The organism is Pseudomonas sp. UMAB-40, assembly GCF_900095275.1.
GTDB lineage: Bacteria > Pseudomonadota > Gammaproteobacteria > Pseudomonadales > Pseudomonadaceae > Aquipseudomonas > Aquipseudomonas mandelii_B.
In genome coordinates this window covers 135357-156962 of record NZ_LT607566.1, presented here as the reverse complement: position 1 = coordinate 156962, position 21606 = coordinate 135357, and the positions used below count along the sequence as shown (strand labels likewise).

The window sequence follows — 21606 nt, the reverse complement described above, 5'->3', positions numbered from 1 at the left end:
GAGCGCCTGGTCGAGGCGCTGAAACTGGAACGCAGCCTTAGCCACACGCCACTGTTCCAGGTGATGTACAACCACCAGCCGCAGGTTGCGGACATTTCCACGGTCAGCACCGCCTCCGGCCTGGCGCTGGGCGTGATCGAGTGGGAAGGGCGCACCACGCAGTTCGACCTGACCCTCGATACGTATGAAAAGGGCGGCAAACTGCACGCGGCGCTGACCTACGCCAATGACCTGTTCGACGCCGCGACCATCGCGCGCATGGCGCAGCACTGGACGCATTTGCTGCAAGGCATGGTCAGCGATTCGCGGCAGCGCATCAGTGATTTGCCGCTGCTGGAAAGCGCCGAATACCAGCGCATCGTGCATGACTGGAATCGCGCTGACGAAAGCTTCCCGCAAGACCTGTGCATTCATCAGCTGATCAGCCAACAAGTCGCGGCCAGCCCGGACGCATTGGCGGTGACCTTCGCCACTAAGCAACTGACTTACGCCGAACTCGACGCTCAGGCCAATCGCCTGGCCCACAAGTTGATCGAGCTGGGCGTCGGCCCGGAAGTCCGGGTCGGCGTGGCCATGCAGCGTTCCGACAACGTGCTGGTCGCGCTGCTCGCGGTGCTCAAGGCCGGTGGCGCCTATGTGCCGCTGGACCCGGATTACCCGGCCGAACGCGTTGCCTACATGCTCGAAGACAGCCGCGCCCTGGTGCTGCTGACCGAGCAAACGGTCGCCGCGACGTTGACGGTGGCAGCCGAAACGCAAGTGCTGCTCATGGACGATATGACGTGGACTGCTTACCCGGCCAGCGCGCCGGTCACCCGCGTCACGCCAGACAACCTGGCCTACGTGATCTACACCTCCGGTTCCACCGGCAAACCCAAAGGCGTGGCCATTGCCCATCGCAACGTGCTGGCGCTGATCGACTGGTCGAAATCGGTCTACAGCCGCGAAGACATTCAAGGCGTGTTGGCCTCGACGTCGGTGTGCTTCGACCTGTCGGTGTGGGAACTGTTTGTGACCTTGGCCAACGGTGGCTCGGTGATCATCGCCCGCAACGCCCTGGAATTACCGCAACTGCCGGCCCGGGATCAGGTGCGCCTGATCAACACTGTGCCGTCCGCAATCAATGCCTTGCAGCGCGACGGACAGATCCCGCCGAGCGTGCGCATCATCAACCTCGCCGGCGAGCCGCTGAAGCAGAGCCTGGTGGAGGGGCTGTATCAGCAGCCATCCGTCGAGCACGTCTACGATCTGTACGGGCCGTCGGAGGACACCACCTATTCGACCTGGACCCGCCGTGAAGCGGGCGGTCGCGCGAACATCGGCCGTCCCCTCAAGCACACCGCCAGCTATTTGCTGGACGCCGACCTGCAACCGGTGCCCCAAGGCGTGTCCGCCGAGCTGTACCTGGCGGGCGCCGGCATCACCCGTGGTTACCTGGCGCGACCGGGCATGACCGCCGAGAAGTATGTGCCAAACCCGTTCGCCAGCAACGGCGAACGCCTGTACCGCACCGGCGACCTGACCCGTTATCAGGCCGACGGCTCGCTGCAATACGTCGGGCGTATCGACCATCAGGTCAAGGTCCGTGGTTTCCGCATCGAGCTGGGTGAAATCGAAGCGCGGCTGTTGCAGCAAGCGGCGGTGCGCGAGCTGGCGGTGTTGGCGCAGGACGGCACCAACGGTCAGCAACTGGTCGCCTACATCGTGCCGGCCGATCCGGCGATACTGGACGACGCGGATGCGCAAGCAACCCTGCGTGAATCCCTGAAAGCGGCGCTGCGTCAGCACCTGCCGGACTACATGGTCCCGGCGTTCCTGCTGTTCCTCGCGCAGCTGCCGCTGACCCCCAACGGCAAACTCGACCGCAAGGCCTTGCCGGCGATTGACGGCTCGCAGCAACAGCGCGAGCACGTCGCACCGCGCACAGCGATGGAAAAAGCCCTCGCCGCGATCTGGCAGGATGTGTTGGCCATCGACAACGTCGGCCTTGAAGACAACTTCTTCGAACTGGGCGGCGACTCCATCGTCTCGATGCAAGTGGTCAGCCGGGCGCGCCAGGCCGGGATCGTGTTGAGCCCCAAGGACCTGTTCCAGCACCAGACCGTCCGCAGCCTGGCCCAGGCTGCCCGCAGCGGCGAGCAGACGCTGATCGACCAAGGTCCGGCGAGTGGCGCGGTGGCGTTGGCGCCGGTGCAACAGGGGTTCTTCGAACAAGTAATCCCCGAGCGTCAGCACTGGAACCAGTCGCTGCTGCTGGTGCCGCGCGAGGCGTTGAACGTCGAAGCGCTGGACCGCGCACTTGGACAGTTGCTGACCCATCACGACAGCTTGCGCCTACGTTACGAGCAGACTGCCGACGGTTGGCAGCAAGCCTACGCGGCACCGACCACCGAGTCGGTGTTGTGGCAGCGTCAGGCGCAATCGGTCGAAGCGCTCAACGCGGTGTGCGATGAAGCCCAACGCAGCCTCGATCTGCAAAATGGCCCGTTGATCCGGGCGCTGCTGGTGGCAATGGCGGACGGTTCTCAGCGTTTGCTGCTGGTCATCCATCACCTCGCCGTGGATGGTGTTTCCTGGCGCGTGCTGCTGGAAGATCTGCAGCAGTTCTACAGCGGCAGCACCGTGAAGAGGGCGAAAACCAGCACTTATCAACGCTGGGTTGCCCGTCTGCAAGATCATTTGCCAGTGTTTGAAAACAGCCTCGGTCACTGGCAGGCCAAGCTGCGCGACGCACCGACCGATTTGCCGTGTGACCGCCCGAACGGCGCGCTGCAAAACCGCTTCGAACAAAAACTTGAGATCAAACTCGACGTCGAGCAAACCCGCAAACTGCTGCAACACGCCCCAGCGACATATCGCACCCAGGTCAACGACCTGCTGCTGACCGCGCTGGCACGGGCGGTTTGCCGCTGGAGCGGGCAAGGCAGCACGCTGATCCAGCTCGAAGGCCATGGCCGCGAAGACTTGTTCGACGGCATCGATTTGACCCGCACCGTCGGCTGGTTCACCAGCCTGTTCCCGGTCAACCTGATGCCGTCGAGTGACCTCGGCGCGTCGATCAAGACCATCAAGGAACAATTGCGCGCGGTGCCGGACAAAGGCCTCGGTTACGGCGCGCTGCGTTACCTCGGCACGCCGGCGATGCGCGCCGAACTGGCCGCGTTGCCGCAACCGCGCATCACCTTTAACTACTTGGGGCAGTTCGACCGTCAGTTCGATGACGCCGCGATGTTCGTGCCGTCCACCGAAGGCAACGGCGTGGCCCAGGACCCCTCGGCGCCACTGGGCAACTGGCTGACGGTGGAAGGCCAAGTCTACGGCGGTGAACTGGCGCTGAGCTGGGGCTTCAGCCGCGAGATGTTCGACACGGCGACCATCCAGCGTCTGGCGGACGATTACGCGCTGGAACTCAACGCGCTGATCGATCATTGCTGCGCCCTCGAGATCGCCCAGGCCACGCCGTCGGACTTCCCGCTGGCGCGCATCAGCCAGACGCAACTCGACGAATTGTCGGTCGCGACCCTTGAGGACCTTTATCCCCTGTCGCCAATGCAGCAGGGCATGCTATTCCACACCCTGTACGAACCCGAGGTCGGCGCCTACATCAGTCAGTTGCGTCTGGACATTCAAGGCCTCGACCCACAGCGTTTTGCCCAAGCATGGCAAACCGCGCTGGAACGTCACGACATCCTGCGCAGCAGCTTCCACTGGCAAGGCCTCGACATCGCGCATCAGGCGATTGTTCGCCAGGTCGCGCTGCCGCTTGAAGTGCTGGACGCCACCGACACCGATGCGCTGGCCGACGCCGAACGTGCCCAAGGTTTTGAATTGGGCAGCGCACCGCTGTTTCGCTTGAAGCTGGTACGCATGGGTGCCAATGACTGGCACCTGATCTATACCAGTCACCATATTTTGATGGACGGCTGGAGCAACGCGCAGTTGCTCGCCGAAGTGATCCAGCATTACGCCGCTGGCCAGTCGTTGCCGGCGCCGACCGGGCAATACCGCGATTACCTGGGCTGGTTGCAGCAGCAGTCCGCCGTTGCTGGCGAGCAGTTCTGGAAAGCCGCACTGGCACCGCTGGAAGCACCGACGTTGCTGGCCGAAGCGCTGCGTCCACCGGTTGACGCCGAAGGCAGCGAGGAACTTCGTGTCGCCCTCGACAGTCGCGCAACCCAGCGTCTGGCCGAGTTCGCCCGCCAACAGAAAGTCACCCTCAACACCTTGCTCCAAGCAGCGTGGAGTCTGTTGTTGCATCGCTACACCGGTCAGGATTGCGTGGTGTTCGGGGCGACGGTCGCCGGGCGTTCGGCGCCGCTGCCGGGGATCGAAGAGCAACTCGGGCTGTTCATCAACACGCTGCCGCTGGTGTGCGCGATGAAGCCGGATTGCACCGTCAGTCAATGGCTGGGCGAGCTGCAAGGGCTGAACCTGGCCATGCGCGAGTTCGAGCACGTGCCGCTTTACGACATTCAGGGCTGGGCGGGGCAGCAGGGTTCGGCGCTGTTCGACAGCCTGCTGGTGTTCGAAAACTTCCCGGTGGCTGAAGCGTTGAAACAGGGCGCACCGGCCGGGTTGTCGTTCGGCAACCTGCACAACCACGAACGCACCCACTATCCGTTGACCCTGGGCATCGAACTGGGCGAAGGCCTGAGCCTGGATTTCAGCTACGACGCGGCGCGGTTCAGTGCTGCTCAGGTCGCTGAGTTGTCGGCCAATTTGCAGCACCTGCTGACGCAACTGGTGGCGCAACCGGACGCGGCACTTGGCGCGCTGGAACTGCTCGACGTCGATGGCAAAAATGCGCTGCTCGCGATCAGCCAACCGCCGGCAATCGAGTTGTCCACAGCACTTTTGGCCCACGAGCAGATCGCCGCGCAGGCCGCCGCGACCCCGGACGCGCTAGCGTTGCAGGTTGACGGCCAGTGCCTGAGCTACGCGCAATTGAACACCCAGGCCAACCGTCTGGCCCATCGTCTGATGGCCAACGGTGCCGGTCCGGGCAAGCGTGTCGGCCTGGCGCTGCACCGTGGCCCGCAGCTGATTGTCAGCCTGCTGGCGGTGCTCAAAAGTGGCGCCGCCTACGTGCCGCTCGATCCGAAATACCCGAACGAACGTCTGGCCTACATGATCGGCGACAGCCGTCTCGACGTGCTGCTGTGCGAATCCGGTCAGCTGGAAGATGTGACGGGTGTGCTCCGTCTGAGCCTCGACGACAGTGCTGGCTACTCCGAGACCAATCCGCAAAACCACGCGGTTGCTGAAGACCTGGCCTACATCATCTATACCTCCGGCTCCACCGGCCAACCCAAAGGCGTGGCCATCGCCCATGCCGCGCTGCGCGAGTTCTGTCAGAGCGCCGCTGACTATTCGCTGCTGTCGGCGGCGGACCGCGTGTTGCAGTTCGCGACCTTCAGTTTCGACGGTTTCGTCGAACAGTGCTTCCCGGCGCTGTGCGTCGGCGCGGCGTTGATCATGCGCGGTGATGAGGTGTGGGATGCCGGTCGTCTCGCTGCTGAAATCGTTCAGCACGGCGTGACCGTGGCGGACTTGCCGGCCGCTTACTGGTATTTGCTGGCCCGCGAATGCGCGAGCGGCGTGGTTAGCAATCTCGGTGCTTTGCGCCAGGTTCACGTCGGCGGTGAAGCGATGTCGGTCGAAGGCCTGCGCTTGTGGCATCAGGCCGGTTTGAGCCACGTCCGTTTGCTCAACACTTATGGCCCGACCGAGGCGACCGTGGTGTCCAGCGTGCATGAATGCCGTCTCGACGATGCCAGCGATGCGTTTGGCATTCCGATTGGTCGCGCCATCGCCGGTCGTGCGCTGTATGTGCTGGATGCGGCGGGTCAGTTGCTGCCGTCCGGCGGTGTCGGCGAACTGTGCATCGGCGCCCCGGCCTGCCTCGCGCAAAGCTATTTTGACCGCCCGGCGCTGACTGCCGAACGTTTCCTGCCGGACCCGTTTGCCCGTGAACCGGGCGCGCGTTTGTACCGCAGCGGGGATCTGGCGCGTTACAACGCCGAAGGACAGCTGGAATACGTCGGCCGCATCGACCATCAAGTGAAGATTCGCGGTTTCCGCATCGAAATGGGCGAGATCGAAGCCTGCCTGCAAGCCCGTGAAGACGTGCGCGACGCGGCGGTCATCGCCCAGGACAGCACGCAACTGGTGGCCTACATCGTGGCCAGCGATTCGCTGTCGTCCGAAGTTGATTATCTGGAAAGCCTAAAAGCCGCTCTGCGCCAGTCGCTGCCGGAATACATGGTGCCGAATCACCTGATCCTGCTGCCGAAACTGCCGCTCAACAACAACGGCAAACTGGATCGCCGAGCCTTGCCGCGTGCCGAGGCCAGCGATGGCCAACGTGATTTCGTCGCCCCGGCCCAAGGTCTGGAAACGCAACTGGGGCTGATCTGGCAGGACGTGTTGCAGGTCGGGCAAGTTGGCCGCGACGACAACTTCTTCGAGCTGGGCGGGCACTCGTTGCTGGTGCTGCAAGTGATCTCGCGGGTGCGCCAACAGTTGCAGCTCGAACTGTCGGTGAGCAGCCTGTTCTCTTCCGCGAATCTGGCGGAGTTTGCCGAGCGAGCAGCGCAAGCGAATGCCGGCGGCCAACCGCTGCTGCAACGTACGCCCGTCGATCAGCCACAGATTCTGTCGTACGCCCAACAGCGCCAATGGATTCTCTGGCAGCTGGACCCACAAAGTCCGGCCTACAACATTCCTGCCGCGCTGCGACTCAAAGGCCCGCTGAACCGTGACGCCTTGCGCGAAGCCTTCACCCAATTGCAGGCCCGTCACCAAACTTTGCGCACAACCTTCGAACAGGATGGCCAGCAGGCGCGTCCGGTATTGCACGACAACCTGGCGCTGCAACTGGAACAGCGTACGCTCGATCAATTGTCGGTCGACACCGCCGTCGCCGAAGAAATCGCCCGCCCGTTCGATCTGCGCAACGGTCCGCTGTGGCGCGTGTTGCTGCTGCAAGTGAACACCGACGAACACGTGCTGGTGCTGACCGTGCATCACATCGCTGCCGATGGCTGGTCGATGCAGGTCATGGTCGATGAGTTCAGCGCGTTGTATCAGGCGGCCGTAGAAGGTCGCGCTGACGATCTGAATAGCTTGCCGGTTAACTACAGCGACTACGCCCGCTGGCAGCGCGACTGGCTGGAAGCGGGCGAGGGTGCGCGCCAACTGACGTGGTGGCGCGAGCAACTGGCGGGCAGTCAGGCGCCGCTGGAATTGCCAAGCGAACTGACCCGTCCGGCCCGTCGCACAGAGCGCGGTGCCAGCCTGAGGCTCAATGTGGATCGCGACTTGCTCGCCGGCTTGCGTCAACGCGCCCAGGAACAGCAAGTGACGTTGTTCATGCTGTTGCTGGCGAGTTTCCAGACCTTGCTGCATCGCCAGAGCGGACAGTCGAGCATCAGCGTCGGCGTGCCGAGCGCCGGTCGTTCGCGCCTCGAAACCGAAGGCCTGATCGGCTTCTTCATCAACACCCAGGTGCTGCGTGCCGAGATCGACGGGCAGCAGCCGTTCAGCACCTTGCTGCAACAGGTCAAACAGGTTGCATTGGGCGCGCAGGTTAATCAGGACTTGCCGTTCGAGCAGTTGGTCGATGCCTTGCAACCAGACCGCAGCCTCAATCACAGCCCGTTGTTCCAGGTGCTCTACAACCACCAGCAGCAATTGGGTGCGAGCGTCGAGCGCACGGTTGCAGATTTGAACGTCGAGCGTCTGCACTGGCAGCAACACACCACGCAATTCGACCTGGTGCTCGACACTCAGGAACAGGGCGAAACACTCGATGCCAGCCTGACCTACGCCACCGATCTGTACGACGAAGCGTCGATGCAGCGCCTCGTCGAGCAGTGGCTGAACCTGCTGCGTGCGGTGGTCAGCGATCCGCAGCAACGCGTCGCCGAACTGCCACTCATTGACCGGTCGCAGCAAGAGGCCTTGGTGCAGCACTGGAACCCTGCGTTCCAGGCACAACCGACATCGCCGACCCTGCACCAGTTGTTCGAAGCGCAAGCTGCACAACGGCCGGACGCCATCGCACTGACTTACGAAGGCGAGCAACTGACCTACGCCGCGCTCAACGCCCAGGCCAACCGACTGGCGCGCAAACTGCGCGAGCAGGGCGTCGGCCCCGAAGTGCGGGTCGGCATCGCCACCGAACGAGCGATGCCACTGGTGATCGGTTTGCTGGCGATTCTCAAGGCCGGTGGCGCCTATGTGCCGCTCGACCCGCACTACCCGGCCGAGCGCCTGAGCTACATGATCGAAGACAGCGGCATCACGCTGCTGCTGACCCAGCAACACTTGATCGACGGTTTGCCGGCCCGGGACGGCCTGCAGGTGCTGAGCCTGGAATCGTTGCAACTGGACGCCTTCAGCGCCGACAACCTGCCAGCGCTGGCGACCCCGGACAACCTCGCCTACGTGATCTACACCTCCGGTTCCACCGGTCGGCCGAAGGGCGCATTGCTCAGCCACGGCAACGTTGGACGTCTGCTCACGGCCACCGCTGGCGAATTCAACTTCGGTCCGGACGATGTCTGGACGCTGTTCCATTCCTATGCCTTCGACTTTTCGGTGTGGGAGCTGTTCGGTTCGCTGTGCACCGGCGGNNAGCCGCGAGCCGCAAGAGTTCCACCGCTTGCTCTGTGATGAAGGCGTGACGGTGTTGAACCAGACCCCGACGGCGTTCCGCCAGTTGTTGCCGATTGCCTGCGCCAGCCCACGAAGCATGGCGTTGCGTCAGGTGATTTTCGGCGGCGAAGCCCTCGAAGTCGCGAGCCTGCGTCCATGGTTCGAACGCTTCGGCGATCAGCAGCCAACCCTGGTCAACATGTACGGCATCACCGAAACCACGGTGCACGTGACCTACCGCGCCATCCGCCTGGCCGACCTCGACGGCAAGGCCCAAAGCCCGATCGGCCTGCCGATCCGCGACCTGCGCTGGTACTTGCTCGACAGTCAGCTGCAACCGGTGCCGGTGGGTGTGGCGGGCGAGTTGTACATCGCCGGCGCCGGCCTGGCCCGCGGTTATCACGGTCGTTTCGGCCTGACCGCCGAGCGCTTTGTGCCGAGCCCGTTCGAGGCTTCGCAGCGTCTTTATCGCAGCGGCGACCTGGCGCGTCAGCGGGCCGACGGCAGCATCGATTACCTCGGCCGTATCGACCAGCAAGTAAAAATTCGCGGTTTCCGCATCGAATTGGGTGAAATCGAAGCCGCGCTGCTGGCCCAGCCGGGCGTGCGTCAAGCGGTGTTGAGCGTGCATACCGGCGAAGGCGGCCCGCAGCTGTGCGCCTACGTCGTGGCCGAGCAAACCCCGCATGACCCAATAGCCTGGCGCGACAACCTGCGCGCCGCGCTCAAGGTCGATCTGCCGGATTACATGGTGCCGAGCCACTGGTTGCTGCTCGATGCCTTGCCACTGACCGGCAACGGCAAACTCGACTGCAAGGCGCTGCCGGTGCCGGATGCCGAGGATTGGCAGCGGCCGTTCGAAACCCCTGTGGGTGATCTCGAACAGCAACTGGCCGCGATCTGGGCCGACGTGCTGGGCGTGGCGCAAATCGGCCGACGCGACAACTTCTTTGAATTGGGCGGGCATTCGCTGCTCGCTGCCCAGGCCAGTGCCCGTGTGGAACTGGAACTGGGTATCGAGCTGCCGCTGCGCGCGCTGTTCGAATCCGCCGACCTTCAGGCTTATGCCGCCATGGCCGGGCAACACGCCCCGGCTGACAACGATGCACGTCTTGATGCGCTTGAGTCGCTTCTCGACGAGATGGAGATCAACTGATGGAACACACCACTGCCCAGCGTATCGCCAGCCGCTTCGCCGGCCTGCCTGCCGACAAGCGCCGCGAGTTTCTGCAACGCATGCAAGAGCAGGGCGTGAGCTTTGGCCAGCTGCCGATTCCGCCGGCTGCCGAGCCTCAAGCAACGTTTGAACTGTCATACGCGCAGCAGCGCCAATGGTTTCTCTGGCAACTTGATCCACACAGTTCGGCGTACAACATTCCGGCCGCGCTACGTTTGCACGGGCCGCTGAACGTTGCTGCGTTGCAGCAGAGTTTCGATGGGCTGCTGGAGCGGCATCAGAGCTTGCGCAGCCGGTTCGTCGAGGATGACGGGCAAGTGGTGCAGACGCTGGCCGAGTTCACCTCGCTGCCCATCGAGCAGATCGACCTGCGCGGCGAACCTGAGGATCAGCGCTTCGATCAGGCGATGAACAGCGTCGAACAGGACATCGCCCGGCCGTTCGATCTGCAGCACGGTCCGCTGTTGCGGGTCAGCCTGTTGCAACTCGACGCCAAAGACCACGTGCTGTTGCTGACCCTGCATCACATCGTCACTGATGGCTGGTCGATGGGCGTGCTGGTGGAAGAGTTTTCCCGGCTCTACGCCGCGCATTGCCAAGGCCGGCATGCCGTGCTGGAAGCACTGCCGATCCAGTATTCCGACTACGCGATGTGGCAACGCCGCTGGATGGAGGCGGGCGAGCTGGACCGTCAACTCAACTGGTGGCGCGACCGCCTGGGCAGCGAACAACCGCTGCTGGAGTTGCCCACCGACCGTCCGCGCCCGGCGCAACCGAGCCAACGCGGTGCGCGTCTGGATTTCGCCCTCGATGCCACGTTGGCCAGCGGTCTGATGAGCCTGGCCAAACAGCGCGGTGTCACACCATTCATGCTGTTGCTGGCAAGCTTCCAGGCCTTGCTCTATCGCTACAGCGGCCAGTCCGATGTGCGCGTCGGGGTGCCGATTGCCAACCGCAATCGCGCGGAAACCCGTGGCCTGATCGGCTTCTTCGTCAACACCCAGGTGATGCGTGCCGAGCTCGATGGACGTCTGCCGTTCAGCCAATTGCTCGACCAGACCCGTACCGCGTCGCTGGATGCCCAGGATTATCAGGACTTGCCGTTCGAGCGACTGGTGCAGGCGCTGCAAGGTGAACGCAGCCTCAGTCACAGCCCGCTGTTCCAGGTGGTGTTCAACCACCAGCAAGCCAAACCGGCGGCGGTCAGCGGCTTGCTCGCCGGCCTGCGCGTCGAGGCATTGAACGCCACGGCGCACACCACCCAGTTCGATCTGCAACTGGACACCCAGGAGGAGGGCGACAAGCTATTCGCCAGCCTGACTTACGCCACCGATCTGTTCGACGCTGAACGCATCGAACACCTCGCGCGGCACTGGCGCAACCTGTTGGCCGGTGTACTCGCCAATCCGCAATGCCCACTCGCCGAGTTGCCGTTGCTGGACGCCGACGAGCGTCTGCGCATCCTCGACGAGCTCAACGACACCGCTCAGGCCTATCCGGGCGAAGTCTGCGTGCAGCGCCATTTCGAAGAACGCGTGATTGAAAACCCAGAGGCGACGGCGCTGGTGTTCCAGGGCCAGTCCCTGAGTTACGCCGAGCTGAACCGGCGCGCCAACCGTTTAGCCCACCACTTGCGTGCCCAGGGTGTCGGCCCGGAAGTGCTGGTGGGGATTGCCTGCGACCGTTCGTTTGAAATGGTCGTCGGCCTGCTGGCCATTCTCAAGGCCGGTGGCGCGTATGTGCCGCTGGACCCGGAATACCCGGTTGATCGCTTGAGCTACATGATCGAAGACAGCGGCATTTCTTTGTTGCTGACCCAGGAACATCTGCTGGCGCAACTGCCGACCCCGGACAACGTGCGCACTTTGTGCCTGCTCGCAGACGCCGATTGGCTGAGCGACTTACCGGGCACTGATCTGCCCAACCTTGCGGTCGCGGAAAACCTCGCTTATGTGATTTACACCTCCGGCTCTACCGGCAAACCCAAGGGTGCCGGTAACCGCCATGTGGCGCTGCATAACCGTCTGGAGTGGATGCAGCAAGCCTACAACTTGCAGCCGACCGACCGCGTGCTGCAGAAAACGCCGTTCAGTTTCGACGTGTCGGTGTGGGAGTTTTTCTGGCCGCTGATGAAGGGCTCCACCCTGGTGATCGCCGCGCCGGGCGAACACCGTGACCCGCAACGCCTGGCCGCGTTGATCGTCGAGCAGGCGATCACCACGCTGCACTTCGTGCCGTCGATGCTCTCGGCGTTCATCGGTGCCGACGAGGCGCTGGCCTGCACCTCGTTGCAGCGGATCATTTGCAGCGGTGAAGCGCTGCCGATGGAGCTGCAACGCCAGACTTTGCGCAGCCTGCCGCAAGCGAATTTGTACAACCTGTATGGCCCGACCGAAGCGGCCATCGACGTGACCCACTGGACCTGCGTCGAAGAAGGGCGTGACAGCGTGCCGATCGGCCGTCCGATCGCCAACCTGCGCACCTGCATCCTCGACAGCGAACTGCAACCGTTGCCGCTGGGTGCGGTGGGCGAGTTGTACCTGGGCGGAGTCGGCCTGGCGCGTGGTTATCACCGACGTGGTGCGCTGACCGCCGAGCGTTTCGTCGTTGATCCGTTCGGCAGCGGCGAGCGTCTGTACCGCACCGGTGACCTGGCGCGCTATCGCGCTGACGGCGCCATCGACTATTGCGGCCGTATCGACCACCAAGTGAAGATTCGCGGTTTGCGTATCGAGCTGGGCGAAATCGAAGCACGCCTGCAAGAACATGCCGAGGTGCAGGAAGCCGTGGTCCTGGCCCTCGATGGCCCGAGCGGCAAGCAGTTGGTCGCGTACATCGTGCCGCAGGATCGGGCCTTGGTCAGCGCTGATGCCGAGCAGCAAGGCGCGTGGCGTGAAACCCTGAAAAGCCATCTGCTGGCGAGCCTGCCGGATTACATGGTGCCGGCGCAGACCGTGCTGATCGAGCAAATGCCCCTGAGTCCCAATGGCAAACTCGACCGCAAACGCCTGCCAGCGCCGATCGCGCAAGTCAGCCAACGGGCCTTCGAAGCGCCACGCACTGAACATGAACAGGTGCTGGCGCAGATCTGGCAGGACGTGTTGGGCGTGGAGCAGGTCGGGCGTCAGGACAATTTCTTTGAACTGGGCGGCGACTCGATCATTTCGATCCAGGTGGTCAGCCGTGCCCGTCGTGCCGGTTTGAGCCTGCAACCGCGCGACCTGTTCCAGCAGCAGACCTTGCAAGCCCTGGCCGCTGTGGTCAAACAACAGGCTGCACCGCTGGCACAACAAGGACCGGTGGACGGTGTGCAAACACTCACGCCGATCCAGCGCTGGTTCTTCGACGAGCCGATCCCGCAACGCGCGCACTGGAACCAGGCGGTGCTGCTTGTGCCGCGCGAAACCCTCGAATTGCCACGCCTGCAAGCGGCGCTGCAACGCCTGCTCAAGCAGCACGATGCGCTGCGTTTGCGCTTCAGTCAGGTCGACGGCCAATGGTCGGGGCGTTATGTCGGGGCCGACAGCTGTGATGTGATCGACATGCTCTGGACCGCTCGCGTGGCCAGCGATGCTTCGCTGGAGTCGGTGTGCGACGAGGCGCAGCGCAGCCTCAGTCTGCAAGACGGACCGTTGCTGCGCGTCGCGTTGATTGCTCAGGCCGATGGCTCGCAGCGGTTGCTGTTGGTGATCCACCACTTGGCGGTGGACGGGGTGTCGTGGCGGGTGTTGCTGGAAGATTTGCAAGCCGCTTACCAAGGGCAAGAGCTGCCACCGAAGACCAGCGCCTTCCAGGCCTGGGCCGACAAACTTGACGCCTATGCACGTTCCGAAGCCGCTGCCAGCGAACTGGACTGGTGGCAGGCGCAGCTGAGCATCGCCAATGATTCGCTGCCCGCCGCCAATGCCCAAGCCAGTCAGGCCGGGCATCTGCGTCAGGGCGTGAGTATCGGCCTGGATCGCGAGCAAACCCGCCAATTGCTGCAACAGGCGCCAGCGATTTACCGCACGCAGGTCAACGATTTGCTCCTGACCGCACTGGCCCGCACCCTCAGCCGCTGGACCGGCGACACCTCGGCGCTGATTCAGCTCGAAGGTCACGGCCGCGAAGAGCTGTTCGACGACATCGACCTGACCCGCACCGTCGGCTGGTTCTCCAGCCTGTTCCCGGTGCGCTTGACGCCGACCGCCGACCTGGCCGGCTCGATCAAGGCGATCAAGCAGCAACTGCGCGAAATCCCCGGCAAAGGCATGGGCTACGGCCTGCTGCGCTACATGGGCAATGCCTCGACCCAAGCGGCGTTGGCGGCGTTGCCGCAAGCGCGGGTCACCTTCAACTACCTCGGGCAGTTCGATCAGAGCTTCGCCGAGGATGCACTGTTCACTCCGGCTCGCGAATCCAGCGGCGCCGCGCAATCGGCGGACGCACCGTTGCCGAACTGGCTGTCGGTGGACGGTCAGGTGTATGGCGGCGAATTGAAACTCGACTGGACCTTCAGCCGCGAATGCTTTGACCAACGTGAAATCGAAGCGCTGGCCGCGGATTATCAACGCGAGTTGCTGGCGTTGATCGCCCATTGTCTGAGTGACGGCGCGGGTGGCGTGACCCCGGCGGACTTCCCGCTGGCGCGCCTGACCCAGGCGCAACTCGATGGCCTGCCGGTGCCGCCGGCGCAGATTGAAGACCTGTATCCTCTGTCGCCGATGCAAGCCGGTCTGTTGTTCCACAGCTTGTACGAGTCGGAGTCCGGCGCCTACGTCAATCAGCTCAGTGTCGAAGCCCGTGGCCTCGACGCCGAGCGTCTTGGCCGCGCATGGCAAGCGGTGCTCGACACCCATCCGATCCTGCGCAGCAGTTTCCATTTCCCGGAGGGCTTCGAGGCGCCGGTGCAATTGGTCCATCGTCATCTGCAACTGCCGATGACCTGCCTCGACTGGCGTGGCCGCAGCGATCAGACCGGCGCATTGATTGAGCTGATCGACAACGAGCGCCTGCAACTCGATTCGACGCGGGCGCCATTGATGCGCCTGACCCTGGTGCGGCTGGACGATGAGCGTCAGCAACTGATCTACACCCACCATCACTTGTTGCTCGATGGCTGGAGTAATTCGCTGCTGCTGAGCGAAGTCTTGCAGCGTTATGCCGGGCAAGAAGTGCAGGCGCCGATTGGGCGTTTTGCCGACTATATTGGCTGGTTGCAGCGTCAGGATGCGCAAGCCGACGAGCTGTTCTGGCGCGAGCAACTAGCGACCCTCGACAACCCGACGTTGCTGGCGCAGAGCCTGGCCCATGGCGACGGTAAACATCTGTCGACGATGGAGTTTGCAGACCATCGCCAGACCTTCGACGTCGCTACCAGCCAACGTTTCAGCGAGTTTGCCCGTCAGCAAAAAGTCACCCTCAACACCTTGGTGCAAGGTGCCTGGGCGCTGCTGTTGCAACGCTATACCGGTCAACGCAGCGTCGCCTTCGGCGCGACCGTGGCGGGGCGGCCGGTGGATTTGCCGGGTGCCGAAAGCCAGCTCGGCCTGTTCATCAACACCTTGCCGGTGATCAGCAGCCCGGACGCGGTGGAAAGCGTCGGCCAGTGGTTGACCCGTTTGCAGGCGCAGAACCTCGAATTGCGCGAGCATGAATTCACCGCCCTCGGCGACATTCAGCGCTGGGCCGGGCGTGCCGGTGAACCGCTGTTCGACAGCTTGCTGGTGTTCGAAAACTTCCCGGTCGCCGAAGCGCTGCAACAAGGCGCGCCGGCCGGATTGAGCTTCTCGATTCCGCAGAACCATGAGCGCACCAACTTTCCGCTGACCCTGGCGGCCACCGCCGAACGTCAGTTGAGCCTGAACTGGAGCTTCCAGTGCGCGCATTTCAACAGCGAAGCGATTGTTCGCATGAGCGAGCATCTGGCCACGCTGCTGGCGGCGATGGTCGCCGCGCCAAACGCTGCGTTGAGTGAACTGGACCTGCTGACCGCGCCGGAGCGCGCACAACAGTTGGAGGAGTGGAGCCCGGCTTTCACGGCTGCGGAAAACCCGCTGTGCGTGCATCAGTTGATCGAGGCTCAGGCCGTCATCCGCCCGGAGGCCACCGCGCTGATCTTCAACGATCTGGAATTGAGCTTCGATCAGCTCAACCGTCGTGCCAACCAGTTGGCCCATCGTCTTCGCGCACTGGGCATTGGCCCGGAAGTGCGGGTTGGCCTGGCGATGCAGCGTTCGCCGGAAATGATCGTCGGCTTGCTGGCAATCCTCAAGGCCGGCGGCGCTTATGTGCCGCTGGACCCGGCTTACCCGACGGAGCGCCTGCGTTACCTGATGGAAGACAGCGGCATTTCGCTGATGATCAGCCAGTCGTGGCTGCGGGAAAAACTGCCGTTGCCCGAAGGCCTGCCGGTACTGGAAATCGACCGCGAGCCGATGGAGCAAATGTCGGAAGCCAACCCGGTCAACCTGACCTGCGGCGAAAACCTCGCCTACCTGATTTACACCTCGGGCTCCACCGGGCGGCCAAAAGGCGTCAGCGTGGCCCACGGTCCGCTGGCCATGCATTGCCTGTCGATCGGCGAGTTGTACGGCATGACCCCGGACGATCGCGAGCTGCAATTCGCTTCGATCAGCTTCGACGGCGCCCACGAGCGCTGGCTGACACCGCTGGTGTTCGGTTCGGCAGTGATGCCGCGCGACGACGAGTTGTGGAGCGTGGAGCGCACCTGCGCCGAGATCGAAAAACACGGCATCACCATCGCCTGTTTTACCCCGACCTATCTGTCGCAGATCGCCGACTTCATGGGCGAAGCGGGGCGTGATTTGCCGATCCGTTCCTACACCCCGTGCGGTGAAGGCATGGCCAAGCACGCGTTCGATGAGGTCCAGCAAGTGCTGCAACCCAAGCGCCTGATCAACGGCTACGGCCCGACCGAAACGGTGATCACGCCGCTGATCTGGCTGGCGTATCCGGATACCGAATTCGACTCGGCGTTCATGCCGATTGGCCGGCCGGTCGGCAACCGCAGCGCCTATATTCTGGACGGCGGCTTGCAGCCGTTGCCGGTGGGCGTCGCGGGCGAGTTGTACCTGGGTGGCGAGGGCGTCGCCCGTGGTTACCATCAACGTCCGGACCTGACCGCTGAACGCTTCGTGCCTGATCCGTTTGTGCCAGGCGCGCGTTTGTACCGCAGTGGCGACCTCGCACGGTTCCGCGCTGATGGCGTCGTTGAATACCTCGGCCGTATCGACCAGCAAGTGAAGATTCGCGGCTTCCGTATCGAACTCGGCGAAATCGAAGCCTGCCTGCTGGAACACGAAGGCGTGCGTGAGGCCTTTGTGATCGACCGCGAAGGCCCGGTGAGCCGCCAGTTGGTCGGTTACGTGGTGCCGCGTGATCCGCTCGCCGATGAGCAGGATTTGCGTGAAGCGCTGACGGCTCACCTGCGCAGCCGTCTGCCGGCGCACATGCTGCCGGCGCACTTGATGTGCCTGGCCGCGTTGCCGCTGACGCCGAACGGCAAGCTTGATCGCCAAGGCCTGCCAGCGCCCGAAGCCACGCGGCAGAACCACGATCAAGTCGCCGCCGCGTCGCCGGCCGAAGCGTTGCTGGTGGAGATCTGGCAGGAACTGCTGGGGCTGGAGTCGGTGGGCGTCACCGAGAACTTCTTCGAGCTGGGCGGTGATTCGATCATTTCGCTGCAAGCGGTAAGCCGTGCCGGGCAGCGCGGGCTGGTGTTCAGTCCCAAGCAACTGTTCGAGCAGCAGACCATCCGTGCGCTCGCCGCCGTGGCCAGCCGCCGTGAAGCAACGCTGATCGAAGCGCACAGAGTCGAAGCGTTCTCGCTGGTGCCGCACATCGACATTGCCGCCCGGGTCGGTCTGCAAGACCTGTATCCACTGTCGCCGATGCAGCAAGGCATGCTGTTCCATTGCCTCGATTCACCGGAGCTCAACCCCTACGTCAACCAGTTGAGCGTGGCGGTCGACGGCTTGCAGGTGCCGCGTTTCCGCGCAGCCTGGCAGACGCTGGTCGAGCGTCATGAAGTGCTGCGCGCCGCATTCCGCTGGCGCGATGGCTTGGCCGATCCGCTGCAAGCGGTGTTCGCCGACGTCGAGCTGCCAATCGAAGAACTTGACTGGCGCGACCGCGCCGGCACCGAGCAGGCGCTGGGCGAACTGGCCGCAGCGGAACAGGCCAAGGGCTTCGACCTGAGCTGCCCGCCGTTGATGCGTTTCATCCTGGTGCGTCTGGGCGATGACCGTTACCAGATGATTTGGATCTACCATCACCTGTTGCTGGACGGCTGGAGTGCTTCGCGCCTGTTGGGCGACATGCTGCGCCTGTACCACAACGACAGCCTGCCGACCCCGACCGGTCGCTACGCCGACTACATCGCCTGGCTGCAACGCCAGGACGGTACGCAAGCCGAAGGCTTCTGGCGTGAGCGCCTGGCGCTGCTTGAAGAACCGACCATTCTGGCCAAGGCTTCCGGTGCGACAGGTTCCGGTCACGGCGTGATGTACAGCAACCTCGACGCCGAGGCGACGCGCAAACTGCACACCTTCGCCAAGCGTCAACGCGTGACACTGAACACGCTGGTACAAGGCGCATGGCTGCTGTTGCTGCAACGCCACAGCGGTCAGCGCAGTGTCGCGTTCGGCGCTACGGTGGCGGGGCGCCCGACCGGGCTGGCCGGTGCGCAGGACATGCTGGGCCTGTTCATCAACACCTTGCCGGTGATCCAGACCCTGGACCCGCAACAGCCGTTGGGCGAGTGGCTGCGCGACTTGCAGGATTACAACCTGATGGTGCGCGACTACGAGCACACGCCGTTGTCGGACATTCAGCGCTGGGCCGGGCAGGGTGGCCAGGGGTTGTTCGACAGCATCATCGTCTTTGAAAACCATCCGGTGGACCGTGCCTTGAAAGGGGGCGAGGAAGGTGAGTTGCGCTTTGCCGAAGTCGGCAGCGGCGGGGTGACCAACTTCCCGATGGACTTGATGGTCAGCGCCAACGAAGAAGGCCTGGAAGTCGAATACCTGTTCTTGCGTGATCGCTTCAGTGAGGTGGAAGTCGAGCGGATACGTGCGCAGTTGGAAGGGTTGTTGCGTGCGTTGCCTGAGGACGCTTCGTGCCTGCTCGGCAATATTGGCTTGCCGCAAGCGCGTTTGAGTCTGCCGCAGGCGTCTGACAACAGCGCTGATTTACTTCACGCGTTCAATCAACACGTCAAAGCGCAGCCGCAGAAAATCGCCTTGATCTGTGAAGATCGCGAAGTCAGTTACGCCGAGCTTGAGGTGCAGGCCAATGGGCTGGCGCAGCAGTTGATCGCTCGCGGTATTTGCCCTGAGAGTCTGGTGGCGGTAGCGTTGCCGCGTTCCGAGCGCACCATCGTCGCGTTCCTTGCGGTGCTCAAGGCCGGGGCGGCTTATCTGCCGTTGGACCTGGCGTACCCGGCCGAACGACTGGCCTACATGTTGAGCGATTCGGCGGCCAGCCTGTTGCTCTGCGACAGCAATCTGGGTGATCGACTGACCCTGGCCGACAGCCCGCCCCGCCTGCTGCTCGACCAGTTGAGCGTTGCCGACAACGTTGCGTGCCCGGTTGCCAATCCGCTGCCGGGACACCTCGCGTACCTGATTTACACCTCCGGTTCCACCGGCCAACCCAAAGGCGTGGCGGTGGCGCGCGGACCGATTGCCCGGCATTGCCGCGGCATCATCGAACTCTACGAACTGGCACCGCGCAGCCGTGAGTTGCACTTCATGTCGTTCGCCTTCGACGGTGCGCAGGAGCGCTGGCTGAGTGTGATGCTGGCCGGTGGCAGCCTGGTGATCCGCGAGGACAGTTTGTGGACCCCGGAGCAAACCCTCGAAGTGATGCAGCGTCACGGTGTCACCGTGGCCTGCTTCCCGCCGGCGTACCTGCAACAGATGGCCGAAGTGGCCGAGCGCCTGGGTAATCCGCCGGCCGTCGAGGTGTATTGCTTTGGCGGCGACGCGGTGCCGGAGGCCAGCTTCGAACAGGTCAAGCGCGCCTTGCGTCCACAGCGTCTGGTCAACGGTTATGGCCCGACCGAAACCGTGGTCACGCCGCTGCTGTGGCGTGCCGAAGTCAGCGAAACCTGCGACGCGGCCTATGCACCCATCGGTCGCGGTGTGGCCGGGCGGGGTTTGTATGTGCTGGACGCCGACCTCAATCCGTTGCCGGTCGGTGTCAGTGGTGAGCTGTATTTGGGCGGCGAATGCCTGGCGCGCGGTTACCACCAGCGTCCCGGCATGAGCGCCGAGCGTTTCATCCCCGATCCGTTCGAGGCCGGTGGTCGCATGTACCGCACCGGCGACCTGGTGCGCCAGCGCGAGTGCGGGTTGATCGACTACCTGGGGCGGCTTGACCAGCAAGTGAAGATCCGTGGTTTCCGCATTGAATTGGGCGAAATCGAAGCGCGTCTGCGTGAGTGCGTCGGCGTGCAGGATGCCGCCGTGGTGGTGCACGACACGCCGACCGGCAAGCAATTGGTCGGTTATGTGGTGGGGGCCGGTGCTGTCGGGCTGGATCGGCTCTTGAAGTCTGAACTGCAAGCGCAACTGCCGGACTACATGGTGCCGGCGCGGATCATGGTGCTGGAGCGCTTCCCGCTGTCGGCCAACGGCAAGCTGGATCGTCGCGCACTGCCGACGCCTGAATGGGCGCTGGGCGGCTATCGCGCCCCGCGCAACGATCTGGAAACCGCGCTGACCGCAATCTGGCAAGAAGTGCTCGGCGTGCCGCAAGTGGGCATCGACGACAACTTCTTTGAACTGGGCGGCGACTCGTTGCAGGTGCTCAAAGTCATCTCGCGGGTGCGCAGTCAGCCGCAACTGGGCTTCGAGTTGAAGCTGCGGGATCTGATGCAGAAACCGTGCATCGCCGAACTCAGCGGTTATCAGGCGGCCGAACCGGTTGCAGCGGCGCCGGACCCGCTGCTGGCGCTGAATGCGCGGATCCCCAATGTGCCGGCGCTGTTCTGCCTGCACGCTGGTTTCGGCACGGTGTTCGACTACGAACCGCTGGCCCGCCGACTGGAAGGACGGCGCACTGTGTACGGCGTGCAATGCCGCATGTTGCTTGACCCACACTGGCAGGACGAATCGCTGCTGGCCATGGCGAAAGCCTATGCGCAACGGATTCGCAGCCAGCAGGCCAAAGGGCCGTATTACTTGCTGGGCTGGTCGTTGGGCGGCGCGTTGACGCAATTGGTAGCCCACGAATTGGAAAGCCAAGGTGAAACCGTGGCGTTTGCCGGGTTGGTCGACAGCTATGTAGCCGGCACCGCAGAAGCGGGGGACTGGCGCGAGGACCTCGGTGATTTCCTGAAGTTTGTGCTCGGTTTGCCCGCCGATGAGGCTCAGGTGCTGATCGCGCTGAAAGCCGCTGGCTTGAGTGAACGCGAGGGCTCCACTGCCGTGATTGAAGCCGCCTTGCACGGTTCCAATGAACAAGCCGCATTGGGCGCGGGGGAGCTCACGCAGATCTTCGCCACCGGCTCGCGCCTCAAGCAACTGGCGCTGGCGCATCGGCAACTGCCGGCGATTAAGGCCTCGGCCCATCGTTGGTGGGTGGCCGAGCGTGACGACGAACGCCGGGTGTTCGAGAGCCAAGTCGGCAGTCATGGCGTTGATCGCCTGTTGGCCGGCGGGCACTACGAGCTGTTGCGTGGTGATGAATTGCTTGATGAGCTGGAAGATTTGTTGGAGCGACGCATGGTCACTGCATAAAAACAATTGTGGCGAGGGAGCAAGCTC

Annotated in this window: 1 protein-coding gene and 1 pseudogene; both read left to right on the top strand. The window is 63.5% G+C overall.

Annotated features, from left to right (window positions below; genetic code table 11):
- Nucleotides 1–9814 (top strand): annotated as a pseudogene (locus K0F88_RS22005) (amino acid adenylation domain-containing protein); the annotation flags it as partial.
- Nucleotides 9814–21579: a non-ribosomal peptide synthase/polyketide synthase gene (locus tag K0F88_RS22000; protein WP_219096522.1), complete on the top strand. Its 11766-nt coding sequence runs from the start codon at nt 9814–9816 to the stop codon at nt 21577–21579. The pseudogene K0F88_RS22005 and the gene K0F88_RS22000, both read left to right, overlap by 1 nt.
- The last annotated feature ends 27 nt before the right edge of the window (nt 21580–21606 follow it).

Bases quoted from the DNA above. Each gene is read 5' to 3' on its own strand.
- K0F88_RS22000 (WP_219096522.1), top strand. From the start codon at position 9,814: ATGGAACACACCACTGCCCAGCGTATCGCCAGCCGCTTCGCCGGCCTG.